The following is a 15,080-nucleotide window of genomic DNA, read 5'->3' on the forward strand; positions in this document are numbered from 1 at the left end:
GATGGTTTGGGAAGATGAAGGGCGCAGGTCAGCCCTGCTGGCGCCACACGCCGAAGCGGCGCACCTTCACCGTGGCGCTGCCGGCGGCCGAGAAGTAGAAGACCAGCCACGCCGAGAACCAGCCGCGGCTGCCGGACGGGATGGTGAGCCGCTCCGTCTCGGAGATGAAGCTGTAGGCGCCGGACGGCAGGTTGCCGTTGGCGGTGCTGACGAAGCCGTCCTCGGTCTGGGTCGTGGTGCCGGCGCGGTTGCATTCGAGGTGCACGCCGCAGGACTGGAAGTTGCTCGCTCCGGCGGCCACATCGAACTCGGCGTTGGCGTAATAGGTCTCGCCCACGATCTCCTGCTCGGTGGCGAAATCGCACTTGATCTTGAAGACGCCGGCGGCACCGGCCGTGATGGCGAACTGGAGATCGTTGCCATAGGCCCCCGCCGTCACCGATCCGGTGATGGACGAGCCCGAAGGCGCGGAGATGCTGGTGATGCCCGCCGGCACGATGCCGGTCATGATGGAGCTCCCGCTGCCGCCGGTGGTGGTGAGCCACAAGGGGTTGGGATGGAGCTGCACGCCGCCATTGGCGATCACCTGCCCGGCCGAATAGATGAGGCCGTCGCACGGCGGGGCGATCTGCTTGATGAGGTCCGCGAACTTCGCACCCAGCGTATAAGCCCCGGCCACGAGGCCGATATGCAGGCCGTCGCCCGAATAGGCGGGGTTGACCGTCATGGGCTGGGACGGGTCCATGACCACCGCCGCCGCGTCGAACAGGATGGCGCCGCGGTTCGCCCGGCAATAGTCGCGGACCTGCCGGTTGTACTTGAAGACAGCGCCCATGTTGGCCGCATTGCCCGTGTAGCTGTTGGCGCCGGTCTCGGTGATGAGGATCACGCCGCGGCCGGTGGCGGTCCAGGCGTCGGCCACCGGCTTGATGTTGGCCGTGAAGTGATCGACCGCGCCCCCATAGGTGCCGATGTCGTTGGCGACGCCGTAGATGACGAGCCAATGGCTCTTGCAGGCCAGCGCCTGCGTCACGTTGGCGGCTGCCAGATACTGGTCGGAGCGCTGGCCCGCCACCGCGAAGGACTTCTCCACCCGCATCCGCTGCCCGGAAAGGGCAAGACCGTAGCGCAGGAAATTGCCGCCCTGGCGCATCAGTTTGGTGTTGGGATCGTTGTAGAAGCCGGCAAGGCGGCTGTCGCCCATGAGCACCAGCGTGGACCGGTTGTAGCCCTGCGCGGCCTGCCGTGCGGCGGCGAAATCGGGATCGTCGGTCAGGAACATCACGCAATCCTTCCATAGAGGGCCCGGCCATCGGCCGACGACAGCAGCGCTCCGTTGCTGCCCTTGAGGCGCCCATAGGCGATGCCGCCCACCACCCTGCGCATGGGCAGGCCGGCGCGGCGCCGGAGCGCGGCGAGCGAGAGCGAAAGCGAGAGCATGGAGCCTCCTCGAGTGGCGGTCAGCGGTCGCAGAGGGCGTAGACGGCAAGCCCCGCGCTGGTGCCGGTGGCCCACACGCGGCGCACCTGGCAGGGCGGCAGCGGCTGGAGGCCGGGCAGCGCGAGCACATCCACCGTGTCGGCATCGCCGCCGGCCACGGGGGTGATGCGGATGGTGGCGACGCCGCCCGCCACGTCCTCGGGCACGAATACCCACAGGGCCTTGGCATAGGTGGCAAGGTCGGCGCCGTCGGCGGGGGTGATACGCACCAGCTGGCGCGCCGGCGACGACAGGGACGACGCAAATCCCTTGAGGGGATCGCGGGTGGAATCGTAGGGCATGGGGATCTCCGATGGAGGGGATAAGGCTGCGCCGCTGGCCTCACGCCTCGGGCGCGGCGCAGAGCAGGATGTGGAGGGCGACGCGCACCGTGCCGCCGGAGAAGCTGCCGCCATTGGCAGTGAGGCGCACCGGCGTCGCGGCGTAGAAGGCGGTGGGGCCGACGACGCCCACATTGGCGGAGCCCGCCGCCGCCCCGAGGCTGCCTCCGAACTTGGAGGTCTCTCCGGAAATGCCGCAGTCGTAGGAGGTTGCGCCCGTAACAGCCGTGAGCGTGCGGGTGGAGACGCCAAGCACGATGGCCCGGTCCGGGATGGCCATGGCCGTCTCCACATAGGCGCCGGTGAGCGCCACATCCTCCTCCATCACGCGCCCCGTGATGGCGGCGCGATGGGCGCTGGCGGCGAACGGCGAGACGAAGGCGGTGCCGTCGAAAACCGCGAGGCGTCCCTCGTCGCGGATGAAGGCGAGGAAGCCCTGCGCCACCGGCAGGAAGTCGAACGCGCTTTGCTCATAGGCGGCGATGGTGCCCGCGTGCCCCGCGAAGGCGCCGGTGGCGCCGGCCGGCACGAACCAGCGCGCGCCCTCGGCGGGGGTGGCCGGCGGGGCGGTGGCGGTGGCGCTTTCCAGCACCAGCTGCACCAAGGCATCGAGGCGGCGGATGGCCTCGTTGTGGGTGACATGCTTCTGCGCCTGCGCCGCCGCGATATAGGGCAGCGCGAGGTTGGCGGACTGGTCGGTCATGGGGACCTCGGGGAGGGTGGAGAGAGAAAGAAGGCGAAACGAAACAGGCGAGCCCACAGCCTCGGCACGAACACCGGAACCTCGTTCGCAAGCCCCCGGCTTTCGTCATGCCCGGGCCCGTCCCGGGCATCCACGCCGTGCCGATGGAGCAATCCTTGGAAGTGGGTTCCGATCGCCGAGGCGAAAATCGGCAACAGCGGCCGTGCCGGGACGAGGCCGGACATGATGCGGTGCGCCTTGAGGCTCCACTTCCCGCTTCGCCGGGCCGTGTTTCGATAAGTCGCCTCGAGCACGCGCCGATCTGCCTGCATCGCAAGCTGATCGGACAACGCGTTCTCTTTCTTGAGTTTAGAGGGCGATTCACCGATCAGATTGATTCAATCTGATCGGATCGCGCTCTAGAGCACGCGCCGATCAGCCTGCATCGCAAGCTGATCGGGCAACGCGTTCTCTTTCTTGAGTTTAGAGGGCGATTCACCGATCAGATTGATTCAATCTGATCGGATCGCGCTCTAGACCCGCACCATTGCCGTCACCGCCGCGCCCAGGCCGACGCTGGCGGAGCGCTGGGCGACGCGCACGATGAGAGCCGCCTGCGGCGCACCGAAATCGGCCACCTCGTCCGCCGCCGCATAGAGCACCTGCGGCGCGGCCACCTCGAAGGCACGCACCACGTCCGCGCCCGAAAGGACCTCCACGCGGTAGGCCTCGCTCGCCTCGCCGAGGGGCACCTCCAGCGCGTCCCATCCGTCGCCCGCGATGCGGGTACGGCGGATGAAGGAGAGCGCGATCCCATCCGCCGTGCGCCGCCCGCGCACATGCACCGGCGACAGCGGACGCAGGGCGGTGCCGGAGGCGGTGGCGCTCACCTGCGTGACATCCTCCGCGCCCTGGTCCTCCCGCGCCGCGCCGACCCGGTAGATGGAGCTGCGCCCCAGCGCCGAGAGGCCGCTCGCCACCGCCACCAGCGTGCCGTCGATACGCACCAGGCGCGTGCCCGCCGGCCAGGTCGAGGCGCCCGCCGCTTCGGTGCCGGCAAGGCCGCGCAGCAGGCCGGAGAGGCGGTAGGTATCGGTGTCGATCAGCTCGGCCCCGGTGAAGGCGATGAGCTCCAGTGCCCGCCCCTCCGCCACCAGAGCGGCGAGGTTGGCGCCCGCGAGCACCGCGCCTTCGCTTGTCGGCACGAGGAGCGAGGATTGCAGCATGACATCGAAGCTGTTCGAGCGGTCGAAGCGCCACAGCGGCCCCGGCGAGAGATCGGAAACCAGCGTCCCGAAGGTGGCGGCGGCGGTCACCGGCGCCACCGCCTCGAAGCTCTCGCCATCGCCCGAGCGCCAGATGGCGAGGGTCCCCGGCCATGGCGTGGCGGCGGCCGCAAGATATTGCAGCGGCACCGGTTCCGCCTCCGACAAGGCGGGCAGGTCCAGCACCATCACCTCCGGCGGACCGGACACGGCGGGCAGCGCCACGCTCCCCGCCGACGCCTGCGCCAGCGCCGCGTCGAACACCTCCGGCTCGATGCTGCGGGCGGTGACGGCGAGCGCCTCCGCCTCCTCCAAGCGGGTGATTTCGAGCAGCCGCGCCCGCCCGTCGATGGTAAGCCGCACCAGATCGCCGGGCACCAGCGCGCGGTGCGAGGGCGGCAGCGCGAAGGTGAAAGTCTCGCGCCCCGCCCACAGGTCCTGCAGCCAGATGTCGGCGGCCCGCGCCATGGCCGCGTCGGAGGCCACGACGGCGAGGTCCGCATGGCTCACATGGCGGCTGCTTCCCGCGAGGCGGCGGGAGGAGACGGTGACGCGGCGATAGTCCTTCAGGCTGTCCACGAAGCCGATGGAGACCTGCAACGGCAGCTCGCTCTCCTGCGCGCGGGTGGAGGACACGAGCGGCCCGTCCTCCGTGCGCACCAGGTCGTCGGCGCCGATCTCGGTCACCGCCCCGGCCCCATGGGAGCGGAAGGCGATGCGGCCCTCCTCCTCCCCCGCCTCGAAGGCGAAGGCGCGCGCCAAGGGCTCCAGCGCGTCGCGGCCGGCCATGGGCTGGTCTACCACATAGCCGTCCACCGCACCGGAGAGGCGTGCGGCGTCCACGTCGCCGACGCCGAAATCGGCGCAGAGCGTCGCCACCAGCCCGTCGAGGGGCGCGCCGCCGAGGCGGCCGGTGAGCCAGTGGCCGATGGCCCAGTTGGCGCCGTCCGCCCACACGCTCTCGGCGAGGGGGAATTGCGGGAAGGGCCGCGCGTCCCAGGTCCACGCGAACGCTTCCTCCACCATGCGCCCGCCGTAAATCGGCGCGGGCGGGTTGTCGGCCTCATTGGCGTCGGGGGCGAAGGTGGCGAGCACCGCCTCCAGGAAGCGGCGCTGGATGAGGTCGTCCCGCGCGCCGGTGGAGAAAGGCGGCAGGGCGTTTTCCGATGACTTGGCATCGGGAAAGACGCTGGGCCGGTTGGCGCCCTTGTCCACGGCGGGGCAGCCGGTCTCCATCAGGCGGATGGGCTTGGCGCCGGGCGCGAACGCCGTGGGCGCGGCAAGGCGGGTGCCGGCGATGCGCTCGTGATGGGCACTGGCCCACCACGACTTGAGATCCTTCTGGCGGAACAGCCAGGGCTCGCCATAAGCACCGTCGGTGATGGGGGTGCGCGCCTGCGCGGCGCGGGCGGCATCGTCCGCATAGAACCAGTCGAACGCCTCGCCGGAGGTGAGATTGGCCTTGAGGTAGGCGCGGTCGTGGATGCCGGTGGCGAGCGCCGCGTCGAGATGGCCGGCGCCGTCGCGCCAGTCGGCCAAAGGCGGATAGAAGTCGATGCCGATGAAGTCCACCGCCGGAGCGCTCCACACCGCATCCAGCGGAAAGCGCACATCGCCGTTGGCCATCACCTGCGCGCCGTATTCGGTCCAGTCGGCGGCGTAGGAGACGCGGGTGCCGGAACCCACCACCGCCTTCACGTCGGCGGCAAGCTGCGCCAGCGCCTCGGCGGCGGGGAAGGCGCCGGTGTCGTCGGTGAGGCGGGTGAGCGCCGCCATCTCCGAGCCGATGAGGATAGCCTCCACGCCCCCCGCAGCCACCGCGAGATGGGCATAGTGCAGCACCATGCGCCGCAGGCTCCATTCGGCCGGGCCGTGATAGAACACGTTCGTGCCGGAGCGCGTGAAATCGGAAGGCGCGGCGGCGCCGAACAGGGCCGCCACCTGCGCCCGGCAGGCGGCGGTTCCATCCGCCGAGCCCGGCCGCCCTGGCGCCGGATCGCACACGATGCGCCCGCGCCAGGGATAGGCCGGCTGCGCGGCGGCCCCGGTCCAGGGATCGGGCCGGGTGTTGGCGGCGGGTATGTCCATCATCACGAACGGGTTCAGCGTCACCGTCAGGCCGGCCTCCGCCAGCCGCCGGATGGCCAGCACCACGCTCTCGTCGGAAGGCGTGCCGCCATAGGCCGAGCGGCCCTCGTACTGGGAGACCGCGAGGGCGCTGAGCCGGGTCTCGCCGCCCACGATCCAGTCGGCGGAGGTGGACTTGTCGGAGCGCTCGGTGCGCGGGCGCACGGTGCAGGCGCCGGCCCTCAGGTCGTCGCCGAACCAGGCCACCACCAGCGACACCCGCTCCACGTTCGGGCAGGTGCCGGTAAGCTGGTCGATGGCCACCTCGAAATCGCTCGCCGCGGTGCTGACATGGCGGTTCTCCCGCCCGTAGCGCGCCGGCCCGTGCAGTTGGCGGACGGTGCGCGTGTCGTAGGCGAACTCGCTGGCGCCGGGGATCAGCGTCACCGCCCGCACCTGCCGTTCCAGCGCGCCCACCGCGCGCTCCACCTCCACCGTGATCTGGGGCAGGCGATTGCCGTAGTCGGTCAGCTCCAGATTCTCGAACACCACATGGGCGACGCCGCGATAGGCCGGCGTCGCGCCCGCCCCCTGCCGCGCCTCGATGGCGGGATCGGGCACCTGCGCCTCGTCGCCGAGATGCAGCCGCACGGTGAGGCGGCGGGTATCCAGCAGCTTGCCGTCGGCCCAGATGCGGCCGATGCGCGAGAGCGGCCCCTCGCACACCGCCACGGCGAAATTGCCGTAATAGGTGTAGGTCGTGGTGGTGGGGGCCGAGGGCGTGAGGCTGGAGCCCTTGCCCCCGGTGGACTGGGTGGAGGTGGTGGCCACCTCCTTCAGCTTCGTCGCCCAGATCACCTGCCCGGCGAGGCGGGCGCGGCCATAGACACGCGGCAGCGGCGTGCCTTCGGTGGAGCCCATCACGTCGAGGTCGGTGAGGCGCGGGCCTTGCGTGTTGCGCGAGCGGTTGCCACCGAACAGCGCGCCATCAATCACGGAGCCGCCGATGGCGCCCAGCGCCCGCCCGGCGATGGCACCGACGGGCCCGAACAGCGCGCCACCGACAAGGCTGCCGGCCGCGCCGAGAAGCAGGGTCGCCATAAGATGTCCTCAAGGGTTTGGGAGGGGGGCGCGTAACTGCCGGGGGGTCAGCGTATGGACGTTCACGCGAAGATCGTCGCCGTGGGTGCGGAGGGCAGTTATCGTGTTCGGATCGTCCGACGGGAAAACGAGATGGCACGCAAGTCGAAGTCCAGCGAAGCGGATGCGCTCGATCAGGCGCAGGAACTGATCTATCAGGCGTGGGATGCGCGCACGGCCAAGCGCCGCATTGCGCTCGCCGAGAAGGCGCTGACCGTCAGCGCCCTCTGCGCGGATGCCTACGTTCTTCTGGCCGAGCACACCGAAGGCGGCTCCGATGCGGCACTCGACCTGTGGCGCCGCGGCGAGGAAGCCGGACGCACCGCGCTCGGCGCGGCGGCCTTCAAGGAAGACGAGGGGGACTTCTGGGGACTTCTCGAAACCCGCCCCTTCATGCGCGCGCTGTTCGGCCTCGCATGCACCGAGAAGGTGCGCGGCGACCATGCCGCGGCCATCGACCACCTGCGCGAGATGCTGCGGCTGAACCCGAACGACAATCAGGGCGCCCGCCACATCCTGGCCGCCGTCCTGTTGGAGGCGGGACGTGACGACGACCTCGCGGCGCTCTTCGAGACATATCCCGAGGACAGCGCGGCCGCGTGGTCCTGGACGAGGCCGCTGGCGGCCTTCCGCCGGTCCGGCGACGACGCGCAGAACCGCAAGCTGCTGGCCAAGGCCATGGCAGGGAACCCCCACGTGCCGGCCTTCCTCACCGGCGAGAAGTCGATTCCCGCGCGTCTGTCACCCTACTACACACCCGGCGACGCGAACGAAGCAATCGAATATGTCCTCGACTTCCGTCCGGGATGGGAGAAGACGCCCGGCGCCATCGACTGGCTCCGCGCCCATGCCTCCGCCCCGAAAAAGGCGCCGCGGCGCAATCCCTCCGGTCGCTCGAATCCTCAATAAGCGCCACGCACGGGCAGCGCCCCTACGCCACCCCCGGAAAGGCGAAGGCGAAGGCGAGGCGGCGGCGCCACCAGGGCGCCAGATGGCCCTCGCACACGTGTGCCCCGTCATAGGCGTGGATCATGCGCGCGCCCTCGGAGAGGATCGCCGCGTGCTTCGCCGGAAGATGGGCGCGGAAGCGGAACAGCAGCACGTCGCCGGGCTTTGCCTCCTCCACCGGAACAGCGACGAGGCAACGCGCCGCCGCCTGCGCCAGGGTCTCGCGGCGGCCGGCCTCGGCCCAGTCCGGCGCGTAAGCGGGCATGGCCTCCGGCTCGGGGCCGATCAGCTCCCGCCACACCCCGCGCACGAGGCCGAGGCAGTCCGCCCCCTGCCCCTTCAGCGAGGCGCGATGGAGGTAGGGCGTGCCGATCCACGAGCGCGCCTCGGCGAGGATGGCGGCACGGGTGAGGAGCGCGGTCATTCCATGAGGCTCCCGTCGTATCCGCCCTCGCCCTGGATGGCGACGGCGATGACGAAATCGTTGCCCGGCATGTGGGGGAAGCCACGGAAATTGAGCGCGTTCGCGAAGCGGTCGCGGCAGGTGGCGAACTGCTTGTCGCAGCCGGCCGTCAGCGCGATCTGATCGCCCGCCGCCACCGCGACGGGCGGACGCTGCCACAGGCGCAGCAGCACGCCTTCCGCATCCACGAGATGCGCCTTCACCTCGGTGACGAAGCCCGCATTGGCGCCGGTCGAGAACCGCGCGCGACCCCGCGCGAAGGCCCCCTCCGCGAAGGCGGAAAGGCCGGTGACGCGCAGGCTCAGCGCGCTCGCGATGGCGGCCACCGTGGCACTCGCCGCGTGGTCGGGAAGGGTCAGGTCCACGCCGCAGCGCGCGTCGCCCAGATCGGCATCGCAGGTGGCCGAGAGCAGGCGTCCGCGGGCCTGGTTGAGGCCATCGGAGAGGCTGCGGATCTCGGCGGTGAAGACGCCGTCCTGGAGCCGCACCTCGCCGATGGTGCCGCGCCTCAGGAGGAGGTGCTGGCCGGCGTCCTGCCAGTTCACCAGGAGGAGGTCGATGGCGGCGCCGTCATAGCGGCCGGCGGCGAGATCGTCGGCGGACAGCGCATCGTGCGAGAGCGCGCCGGAGACCTCCGCGCCGGTCACGGACAGGCCGGCGGCGTGGGTGCTCTGCGAGCCGGAAAGGCCCGACGCCGCCTTGCAGGCGAGGCCATCGACGACGAGGTCGCGATCATGGTCGGTGAAGCCCATGACGAGGCCGTCGCGCCGCGTCACGCGCCAGGCATGGCACAGGGTGGTGGCGCCCGACGCGAGATGGGCCGCGAGCGCGGAAGGAAGGGTGCGCATTTCGCCTCACACGCGGATCTCGATGACGGGGATGCGCGGGATGTCGCCCGCGGCGAAGGCGGTGAGATTCACCTCGAGGAAATCGGTGTCGAAGCGCACCGGGACATCGAAGGAAAAGCCGGCCGAGACGATGACGGACGCGGCCGGGACGGACGGCGCCGCGAAGGTGATTTCACCGCGTGTCGCATCGAGTGAAAAGTGCATATCCTCAATGTGTTCGACCCCGTTCACGGCGACCCGCACGCTGCCCGGAACCGGCTTGGTGATGGCCCGCGCATAGGGTGCGTGGAGGCCGCCATAGGTCTTCGTCAGCGCGAAGGTCGCGCGGGTGCCGTCGCCGGTTCCGATCACCTGGTCCAGGGGCGTCACGACGCCCCCCGGCGGCGCGGAGGAATGGTCGAGGCGATCGCGCCAGCGGAAGCCGTAGAGGCGCCCGCGACGCTCCTCGAAGAAGGCCACCACATCGGCCAGCGCGGAAAGGCTCTTCACCCCGTATCCGGCGTCCCAGCGGCGGCGCGAATCAGCCTGCCGGGTGTTGCGTTCCTCGCGTCCGGATGCGGTCGTGACCACCTCGGTGACGCGCTCGGGACCGCCGGAAGCGCCCAGGGCGACCTCCAGCGGGAACAAAATCTCATGGAAGGCGGCCATATGATGCCCCTATTCCCCAATTCTTAGGCGAAAACAGTAGAGACGGCCTTGACATAGTTGAACGTGACGCCTTGACTTTGCTCCGCCCCGTTGAGCATGGAGCGAAAGCATGGCTACCAAGCCCGCAAAGAAGCCGGCCGCCGCCGCCGAGAAACCCGCCGAGAAGGCACCTGCCCCGAAGGCTGCGGCGAAGGCCGCTCCCAAGGCGGCGGCAGCCAAGAGCACAGCACCCAAGACCACGACCCCCAAGGCCGCCGCCCCCAAGGCCGCTGCCCCGAAGGCCCCCGCGAAAGCCACGGCTCCGAAGGCCGCTGCCACCAAGGCTGCTGCCCCGAAGGCCGCCGCCAAGAAGGCCGCGGCGCCCAAGCCTGCCGCCGAGAAGCCGGTGGCCGAGAAGCCCGCCCCGAAGGCCGCCGCGGCCAAGACGGCGGCGCCGAAGGCCGCATCCGCCAAGGCTGCGAAGCCCGCCGCCGAGAAGCCGGCGAAGGCTCCCGCCAAGGCCGCTGCCAAGCCGGCGGAGAAGAAGGCTCCCGCCAAGCCCGCCGAGGCGAAGGCCGCTGCCAAGCCTGCGGCGAAGGCCGCGAAGCCCGCTGCGAAGGCTGCCAAGCCCGCCGCACCGAAGGCCGAGCCCGCACCGGCGCCTGCGCCGGAAGCCAAGGCTGCGCCCAAGGCCGCCGCCCCGAAGGCCGCCGCCCCGAAGGCTGCTGCGAAGCCCGCCGCCAAGAAGGCTGCCGCCCCCAAGGCCGTAGCTCCGAAGCCTGCTGCTCCCAAGGCGGCTGCGAAGGCCCCGAAGGCCGCCGCAAAGAAGTGAGGTTCGCTTCCCCGATGGCTGGCGCTCGGCACTGAGCCCGGGCGCCCCATCGGAGCGAGACAGGCCTGTCGCCCACAAGCAGCGCATGATGGGCGGCGGATGAAGAGGGGGCCCGCATCCGGATCGGCTGAACGGATGCGGCCTGTGTCTTTGTTTCTGCAGGCGGGCTGCGCCCCCGGATGGCGCATCTTCCCGGCTCGCCTGCGGGACATATTTGCCTGGTGAGCATCTCCGGCGTGCCTTCACGGCGTGCGTCCGGAAGCTCCGGTTATCGGCTCGCGCTCTGGCGGGCATCGGCGTGGTCCCGATGATCGCGCCGGGTCGCGCACCGAAGATGAGGCGAACCACCACACGAGGCGGCGCTTCCTGCGGCGATCATCGTCGCGCGCTGATCCCGTCGCGCGACGTGACCTGCCCCATCCTCCCGCCGGGCCGGGGCGTTCCGATGCGGCGCCTGTGTCACGGAACCTGTGTCACGGTGCCATTTTCCCAATGGCGAGATGACGTTGAGGCACCCGCACCCCATCCGCCGGGGATTTTCGCGGCCCCCCGGAACGGCTATGGTGCGCCCGTTCCGCCGCCCCGCGGCGGGTGCCATCCGGACCCGCATCATGCCTGACGCAGCCTGCTTCCCGCCCCGCCGCGCGCCGCGCCCGATCCATCCTGCGCCAGGCCGTGCCGGCGCCTTCGGCACCGTGATGGCCGCGCTCCTCATCGCGGGAGCCGCCCACGCCCAGACGGCCGGCGCGAAGAAGGAGGATACGAGCTGCGCCCAGTACGGCGCCGGCTTCCAGAAGATACCCGGCAGCACTTCCTGTGTCCGCACCGGCGCGACGGTGCGGGTGGACGCCTTTGGCGGCTCCGGCCTCACCAGTGCGCCGAACCAGTTCGGTGGCACCCCGTCCGGCAGCGGCCCGGCCGCCTCCACCACCAGCTCCGACCCCTGGAAGAGCGCGCGCTGAACGTATTCCCTTTCCTGAAGTTGAGAGGACGATCCACCGGGCAAATCAATTGCTTCAACCGCCCGGCCTGTCTCACGCCCCGCGCTGGCCACGCGCCACCGCCCGCGCCACGAGACCGGACAGATAGGCCTCCGAGCGGCGGAAGCCGGCCACGTCCGGCGTGGAGACATTCACCGTCACCGCCGCCCGCCCCGTCCCTTCGGCCGAGCGCACGCCGAGCTTGCCGTCGGCGCCCCGCGCCAGCGGCAGGATGGCCTCAGCCCCCTTCTCGCCCATGAGGCCGAGGCTGGCACCGCCGAGCGGAAAATAGGTGGGCGACGCCACCACGCCGCCGCGTGCGAACGGCATCACCCGCCCGTCCGAGATCGCCCCGCCCTGGGCGAAGCCGAGCCCGCCGGCCGCCCCCGAGAACAGGGACGAGAGCCCGCTCTCCAGCGGCTTCAGGGCCGCCGTGAGGGCGAGGTTCGAGAGCCGCGCGGCGAGCTGCTCCAGCACGCTGCCGAGGTCCTTGCCCTGCACGGCAAGCCCGGTGAAGGCGGAGGCCAGCGCCGAGGCGAAGCCCTTCGCCGACACCTCCACCTCCCCCAGCGCCGCCTTGGCGGTGCGGGTGTCCAGCTCGATGGCGATGTCGATGGTCTCGGTCATGGGTCGGCCTCAGGACAGATCGGGGAAACGTGCCATCAGCGCGGAAAGATCCGGCTGCGACAGGCGCTCCGGCGCGGGCGGCAGGAGGGCGGAGACGGCGGCGGCGAGCTCCCGCGGCGTCATGCGCCAGAAGGCATCGGGGCTAAGCCGCAGCAGGCCGAAGCCGGCGCCCATGGCCGCCGCCCAGGGAAAGGGACGGGCGGCCAGGGGCTCCGGCCTCAGGCCCGCTGCGGCGGCGGAGGGGATGCCGGCACCTCCCCCGCCGCATCCGCCGCGAAGGTGATGGCGAGCAGGTCGGCGACGATGCGCGCGAAGCCCGCCGCGCCGCCATCGGCGCGCATGCGCTCCACCTCGGCGAGGGTCACGCTCTCGCCCGCGCCATTGAGGCCGGCGGCGATGATGCGCGCGGCGTCGCGGGCCGAGAGCCGGCCGGTCTCGAACCGCGTGGCCAGCGCCATGAGGTCGTCGGCGCCGAAGGCGCTCTCCAGCTCCGCGAGGGCGCCGAGGGTGAGCACCAGGACGCGCGGGCGTCCATCGAGCACGGCCGCGATCTCGCCGCGTCGGGCATTGGGCATGGGGTGTCCTTTCGGGAGAGAAACGCCGGCGCCTTACAGCGCGAAGTCATGCACGCCGGCGCCTTACAGCGCGAAGTCATGCACGCCGGCGCCTTACAGCGCGGCGAAGATCATCTCCCCGGCACTTTCCAGCGTCAGGTCGAAGGTGACCTCGCGGTCGTGCTCGGCGGCGATCTCCAGCGCGGTGATCTGGAACGGCCCGGTCACGGTGCCGAAATCCGGGATCACCACCTGGCAGGAGGCCAGCGCGCCGGAGAAGAAGACCTGCCGCACCAGCGCATCGGAGGCGGCATCCTTGAACACGCCGGAGCCGGAGACCGACGCCCGCTTCACCCCCGCCCCGTCCAGCAGCTCGCGCCAGCGCCCGGCGCTGTCGGAATGGGTCACGTCCACGCTCTGGGCGTTGAAGGCCAGCGTGCGCGAGCGCAGCCCCGCCACGGTGGTGAACTGGGTTCCGTCATGCATCTTCAAAAGCAGGTCCTTGCCCTTCTGCGCGGCCATCTCGTTTCTCCGAAAATCAAAGGGGCTCGGTGACGGCGCGAAACCGCACCAGAGCGTGGAAGGTGCGCCCGTCGCTCTCGCGGCGGACCTCGGCGGTGGTGGCGCGCAGATTGGCGAGCCGGTGGCCGGCGAGCGCCAGCGGCGCGTCGTGCAGCGCCTGGGCGACGGCCTCGGCCACCGCATAGGCCTCCGCCCGCCCGCCGGAGCGGGAGAAGACGTGGAGGGTCAGCGCCTGCTCGGTGCCGGCCTCGGTGGCGGTGGACCAGTCGGCCACCACCGCCTCCCCCAGCGCCACGAAGGGGAAGTCCGCCTCCGCCGGCGGCACGTCATGGATGCGCGGCCCGCCCAGCAGCGCGGTGAGCGCGGCATCGGCAACGAGCGCCGCGTGGAGCGCCGCCCGCAGGGCCAGCGCCGGGCTATCGAGGGGGATGCTCATGAGCGCCTCCGGGCGAAGGCGAGGCGGATACGGTCGAGCACCGGATCGCCCGGCCGTCCCAGAGCGCCGCGAATGCGCGCCAGCAGCACGGGATCGGCCACGCGCACCAGCGGTCGCCGGGGCGATCCGGCGATGGTGGCGGGAGCACCTGTCTCGGCGGTGATCTCGGCGGCCAGCTCCCGCGCCGCATGGCCGGCGGCTTCGGCCTCGGCCGCCGGCAGATGGCGGGCGGCGAGGCGCTGGGCCAGGCCCTGGAGGCCGCCGGTGCGGATGGTCGCCCTCATGTCTCTTCCTCCCGGCAGCGGATGTGGTGGAAGCGGCCGCGCCCGTCGGCGTCGGCCACCGCCTCCACATGGAAGCGGCGGCCGGCATGGAGCAGAAGGTCGCCGGCCGCGACGGTGTTGGGCGCGCGCACGGTGAGGCGCAGCAGACGGCTCGCGCGCGGGCGCTCCTCGGCGACGCCGTAGTCGGTGGAAAGCGTTTCGATGGCGCCCCACAGCACGTCCACGGTGAGGAAGGTGCGGGCGATGCCGCCGGCGCCATCGGGCAGGTCGACCGCGGTCTGGTGCGTCAGGCGGTGACGCAGCGCCCCGACGCTCACAGCCGCACCACGCGATAGGGCGCCATCAGCGCCCGCGCGGCGGCGGGCAGCGCGGTGGCCTCGCCCGGCCCGTCGCGATGTTCGTGGAAGTGCGCCACCAGCAGGCGCACCGCCTGCACTAGGTCCGCCGGCACGTCGGCGGCATCGGGGCCGTAGCCGGCGGTGAAGGTGATGACGATGCCGCCATGGCGCACCAGCGGCGCGCTCACCCGCGCCGGATCCACGCGGAACAAAGCGGGGGCGCGATCGCCCACCAGCGCCAGCGGGCCGGCGGGTAGCGCCACCGGCGTGCCGTCCGCCGCCGCGACGGTGACGCTGAGGATCTGGCGCACCGGCGACAGCGGCGCGGGGATGACGCCGCGCAGGGGCCAGGCATCGAGGCTGAAGCGCCAGGTCTGCTCCATGAGCGCACGGCCGGTCTCCACCTCCACCCGGCGCCGGGCGGCGGTGATCAAGGCGTCGAGGAGGGCGTCCTCCGCGTCGTGGTCAATACGCAGATAGGCCTTAGCCTCGGCGCGCGTGAGCGGCTCGGCGGCGGGGCCGGCGACAAGGTCTGCCATGGGGGGCTCCGGTGGTGGAGTGGGTGACGGCGTCGGTCGAAGGTGGAAACCGCGCGCTCCGCCCGCGCGACGCGGCCCCCTCTCCCGCATGCGGGGGAGGGATGGGAG

Annotated in this window: 19 protein-coding genes; 3 read left to right on the forward strand and 16 right to left on the reverse strand. The window is 71.5% G+C overall.

The annotated features are described in order from the left end of the window. Window positions 1-28 precede the first annotated feature (28 nt). From K9U40_RS13070 to K9U40_RS13090, 5 genes are all read right to left on the reverse strand, one after another. Complete coding sequence (locus K9U40_RS13070) at window positions 29-1,282, reverse strand: SGNH/GDSL hydrolase family protein (protein ID WP_282890631.1); 1,254 nt, start codon at window positions 1,280-1,282, stop codon at window positions 29-31. After that, window positions 1,282-1,440 (reverse strand): hypothetical protein, encoded by a 159-nt coding sequence (locus tag K9U40_RS13075; RefSeq protein WP_282890632.1) that lies wholly within the window; start codon window positions 1,438-1,440, stop codon window positions 1,282-1,284. Before K9U40_RS13075 ends, K9U40_RS13070 begins: the two co-directional genes overlap by 1 nt. A gap of 20 nt (window positions 1,441-1,460) precedes the next feature. Further along, window positions 1,461-1,781, reverse strand: a complete 321-nt coding sequence (locus tag K9U40_RS13080; protein ID WP_282890633.1) for a spike base protein, RCAP_Rcc01079 family — start codon at window positions 1,779-1,781, stop codon at window positions 1,461-1,463. A gap of 40 nt (window positions 1,782-1,821) precedes the next feature. After that, window positions 1,822-2,523, reverse strand: coding sequence for a DUF2793 domain-containing protein (locus K9U40_RS13085; RefSeq protein WP_282890634.1), 702 nt, complete (start codon window positions 2,521-2,523; stop codon window positions 1,822-1,824). Window positions 2,524-3,035: 512 nt separating this feature from the next. After that, window positions 3,036-6,935 carry a baseplate multidomain protein megatron gene (locus K9U40_RS13090; protein ID WP_282890635.1) on the reverse strand — a complete coding sequence of 1,300 codons (3,900 nt, stop codon included), beginning with the start codon at window positions 6,933-6,935 and terminating at the stop codon, window positions 3,036-3,038. 54 nt (window positions 6,936-6,989) lie between these two features. Between K9U40_RS13090 and K9U40_RS13095 the strand changes: the two genes are divergently transcribed. After that, on the forward strand, window positions 6,990-7,883 hold the full coding sequence (locus tag K9U40_RS13095) for a hypothetical protein (RefSeq protein ID WP_282890636.1): 894 nt from the start codon (window positions 6,990-6,992) through the stop codon (window positions 7,881-7,883). Between the two features lie 22 nt (window positions 7,884-7,905). Here K9U40_RS13095 and K9U40_RS13100 read toward each other — a convergent pair whose 3' ends face one another. From K9U40_RS13100 to K9U40_RS13110, 3 genes are read right to left on the reverse strand one after another with little or no spacing between them, the layout of a single operon-like run. Continuing rightward, window positions 7,906-8,346 (reverse strand): NlpC/P60 family protein, encoded by a 441-nt coding sequence (locus K9U40_RS13100; protein WP_282890637.1) that lies wholly within the window; start codon window positions 8,344-8,346, stop codon window positions 7,906-7,908. Continuing rightward, window positions 8,343-9,233: a DUF2163 domain-containing protein gene (locus K9U40_RS13105; protein WP_282890638.1), complete on the reverse strand. Its 891-nt coding sequence runs from the start codon at window positions 9,231-9,233 to the stop codon at window positions 8,343-8,345. Before K9U40_RS13105 ends, K9U40_RS13100 begins: the two co-directional genes overlap by 4 nt. Window positions 9,234-9,239: 6 nt before the next feature. Beyond that, window positions 9,240-9,881, reverse strand: coding sequence for a DUF2460 domain-containing protein (locus tag K9U40_RS13110; RefSeq protein ID WP_282890639.1), 642 nt, complete (start codon window positions 9,879-9,881; stop codon window positions 9,240-9,242). Between the two features lie 109 nt (window positions 9,882-9,990). Here K9U40_RS13110 and K9U40_RS13115 point away from each other — a divergent pair, with 109 nt between their 5' ends. Together K9U40_RS13115 and K9U40_RS13120 are read left to right on the forward strand one after the other, a co-directional pair. Next, a complete protein-coding gene (locus K9U40_RS13115) occupies window positions 9,991-10,692 on the forward strand; it encodes a hypothetical protein (protein ID WP_282890640.1) in 702 nt (233 codons plus the stop codon). 611 nt (window positions 10,693-11,303) lie between these two features. Beyond that, on the forward strand, window positions 11,304-11,654 hold the full coding sequence (locus K9U40_RS13120; RefSeq protein WP_282890641.1) for a hypothetical protein: 351 nt from the start codon (window positions 11,304-11,306) through the stop codon (window positions 11,652-11,654). 72 nt (window positions 11,655-11,726) lie between these two features. Here the strand turns inward: K9U40_RS13120 and K9U40_RS13125 are convergent, their stop codons facing one another. The 8 genes from K9U40_RS13125 to K9U40_RS13160 form a co-directional block, all read right to left on the reverse strand. Continuing rightward, complete coding sequence (locus K9U40_RS13125) at window positions 11,727-12,299, reverse strand: phage tail tape measure protein (RefSeq protein WP_282890642.1); 573 nt, start codon at window positions 12,297-12,299, stop codon at window positions 11,727-11,729. A gap of 9 nt (window positions 12,300-12,308) precedes the next feature. Then, window positions 12,309-12,545, reverse strand: coding sequence for a rcc01693 family protein (locus K9U40_RS13130; RefSeq protein ID WP_432715918.1), 237 nt, complete (start codon window positions 12,543-12,545; stop codon window positions 12,309-12,311). Then, a complete protein-coding gene (locus K9U40_RS13135; RefSeq protein ID WP_282890643.1) occupies window positions 12,518-12,874 on the reverse strand; it encodes a gene transfer agent family protein in 357 nt (118 codons plus the stop codon). Before K9U40_RS13135 ends, K9U40_RS13130 begins: the two co-directional genes overlap by 28 nt. 93 nt (window positions 12,875-12,967) lie before the next feature. Continuing rightward, window positions 12,968-13,375: a phage major tail protein, TP901-1 family gene (locus K9U40_RS13140; RefSeq protein ID WP_282890644.1), complete on the reverse strand. Its 408-nt coding sequence runs from the start codon at window positions 13,373-13,375 to the stop codon at window positions 12,968-12,970. 16 nt (window positions 13,376-13,391) lie between these two features. Next, window positions 13,392-13,811, reverse strand: coding sequence for a DUF3168 domain-containing protein (locus tag K9U40_RS13145; protein ID WP_282890645.1), 420 nt, complete (start codon window positions 13,809-13,811; stop codon window positions 13,392-13,394). After that, window positions 13,808-14,095: a hypothetical protein gene (locus K9U40_RS13150; protein WP_282890646.1), complete on the reverse strand. Its 288-nt coding sequence runs from the start codon at window positions 14,093-14,095 to the stop codon at window positions 13,808-13,810. Before K9U40_RS13150 ends, K9U40_RS13145 begins: the two co-directional genes overlap by 4 nt. Further along, window positions 14,092-14,412 (reverse strand): head-tail adaptor protein, encoded by a 321-nt coding sequence (locus K9U40_RS13155; protein ID WP_282890647.1) that lies wholly within the window; start codon window positions 14,410-14,412, stop codon window positions 14,092-14,094. The genes K9U40_RS13150 and K9U40_RS13155 overlap by 4 nt, the downstream gene beginning before the upstream one ends. After that, a complete protein-coding gene (locus K9U40_RS13160) occupies window positions 14,409-14,972 on the reverse strand; it encodes a head-tail connector protein (RefSeq protein ID WP_282890648.1) in 564 nt (187 codons plus the stop codon). The genes K9U40_RS13155 and K9U40_RS13160 overlap by 4 nt, the downstream gene beginning before the upstream one ends. Between the last annotated feature and the right edge of the window lie 108 nt (window positions 14,973-15,080).

This window comes from Xanthobacter autotrophicus (assembly GCF_030015065.1).
In the GTDB taxonomy this organism is placed as follows: Bacteria; Pseudomonadota; Alphaproteobacteria; order Rhizobiales; family Xanthobacteraceae; genus Xanthobacter; species Xanthobacter autotrophicus_D.